The 2,070-nt window shown below is 36.9% G+C and carries 2 protein-coding genes; both read left to right on the forward strand.

Features of this window, described 5'->3' with window-relative positions:
- Window positions 1-436: 436 nt before the first annotated feature.
- Window positions 437-724, forward strand: coding sequence for a BrnT family toxin (locus tag LEP1GSC061_RS04285; protein WP_040508055.1), 288 nt, complete (start codon window positions 437-439; stop codon window positions 722-724).
- Window positions 721-1,029, forward strand: coding sequence for an antitoxin (locus LEP1GSC061_RS04290; protein ID WP_040508056.1), 309 nt, complete (start codon window positions 721-723; stop codon window positions 1,027-1,029). The genes LEP1GSC061_RS04285 and LEP1GSC061_RS04290 overlap by 4 nt, the downstream gene beginning before the upstream one ends.
- Window positions 1,030-2,070: the final 1,041 nt, after the last annotated feature.

The raw sequence follows: 2,070 nt of genomic DNA on the forward strand, positions 1-2,070 counted from the left end.
GCATCTTGATATTTAAGCGTCCTGCGGAAGCTTATGGTTCCATTTTATCCAATCCCGAAAGGGGAGCGCGATACTTTCGAATAAGGGGATTTCATACTATTGGACTTTCGTCCAAGTAGTGAAATTGAATTAAATTGCAACGTGTTTGAGGCGTAACTTCGCTTAACTGCCAACTTGCCGCATCGCTTCGGGCTTGCTCCGCAACCCTTGCTTGGCCTTCGGCACATTTTGCTTCTGTCACTCGTCTTGCAGAGCAAGTCTCGTGCCATTGCAAAACGTCGGCAAGCCAACGTCGTTATACGCAATCGTGTTAAAATCATACTTTAATAGAACCGGAGTTCCTATTTGCATCTCATAGAAACTTGATTAAAAGCTTAGAATTTGGTAAATTTAACTAGTTGACACAAGGCATACATTGTCATCAAAATTGATCTGAGTGAAAGAATATGCTTGGGATTCAGATAAGAATGAATGGCTTAGAGAGGAAAGAGGTATCTCTTTCGAAGATATCTTATTTCAAATTGAAAAAGGATTTCTCTTGGACATCTATGATCATCCAAATTCAAAGAAATATCCAGGACAGAAAATCTTTGTAATTGAACTTGATGGTTATGCGTATTTGGTCCCATTTGTTGAATCAAAGAGTGAAATATTTCTTAAAACAATAATCCCAAGTAGAAAAGCCACGAGAGATTATATTAAAGATAGAGTAGGTGAAGAATGAAAAAAAGGATAACCAATACTATTACTAAATCTCCCTCTATGTCCAAAGAAGAGCAGGACATACTTAATTCTTTCGAAGCAGGTGAGTGGGTCCCGATCTCATCTTCAGATAAAAAGAAGAAATTGGATTTATATCGAAAAGCTGCCTCCAAGACTTTGAGCAAGAATAAAAGAATTAATATAAGATTAAATCAAATTGATTTAGATTCTATTCAAAGAATGGCGTTTGAAGAAGGTCTTCCTTATCAGACGTTAATATCTAGTTTAATCCATAAGTTTGTTACTGGTAAACTGGTTGAAAAATAATTTAATCTAATCAGATACACGACTGCGTATAACTTTCGGTGCTTCCGCTGCGCTTCGAGATCGCTACGCGACTCTCGCTCGGGCTGCGCCACATTTGCTTCTGTCACTCGCCTTGCAAAGCAAGTCTCGTGCCATTGCAAACGTCGGAACACCTTGGTCGTTATACGCCATCCAAGCTAAACTCATTTTCTCAATGTAAAATACATGAATATGCTTGAGAAATATACTTCATATAAATTAATTTCAAAGCATTGCCCTTCTCTTGCATCTCTATGCGCCTCATCTGAAAAACGCTGGGCAAGGATGGATTTACGTGCGAACGACCGTTACACTCATTTCTCAAATAGACTTCTACAAACTGGAGAATTTCGATACGAGACTCACATTTTAGATCTCATTTTGCTCGCTGAAAAAGAAAATGATTCTTTTTGCATATCCTTCTTGAGATACCTGGATGGTGTATTTGGAAATATCGAGAATAATATTCCAAATAACATTAAAAATCAGTTAAACGCTCCTTTATTTGATTTATTGGAAAACTTTGATAATAACCAATCAAGGTATCTGGACAGATTAGGTGAGTTTCTGAACCTTGAAAAGATTTTCTTTTATCTGCTGATCTTGTCTTAGAAACGCATAGAAAGTTCCAACTATAGCTGGAACAAAGTTTAGATTTTCAACTTTGCAATCGCCTCTCTAAAGAAATAATTAAAGTGGAAGTTATGAACGTTCACCTTGATGCGAAGAAACTTCAATCTGAGTATAATCTGAAACACTTCTTTGGTGCTCGTTTGGCGAAGAAATACGAAGCAAAGAAATTACCGCAACCTCCGGATTCGGAAATTGCAATAGTCCTGGTACTTTGGGGGGGATTTTCTTTCATTAGTTGACTATGAGCCGTTTTTTTCTGACCAAAATTCATTTGATGGTTATCCTATAATCTTCACTAATTTGACACAGTATAGATCTTCAGAATATGAATGGCTATTTAAGTTTAATACTACGGGAAATATCCTAAAAGAATATATTACAAAAACACGC

It is taken from the genome of Leptospira wolffii serovar Khorat str. Khorat-H2 (genome assembly GCF_000306115.2).
Classification (GTDB): domain Bacteria; phylum Spirochaetota; class Leptospiria; order Leptospirales; family Leptospiraceae; genus Leptospira_B; species Leptospira_B wolffii.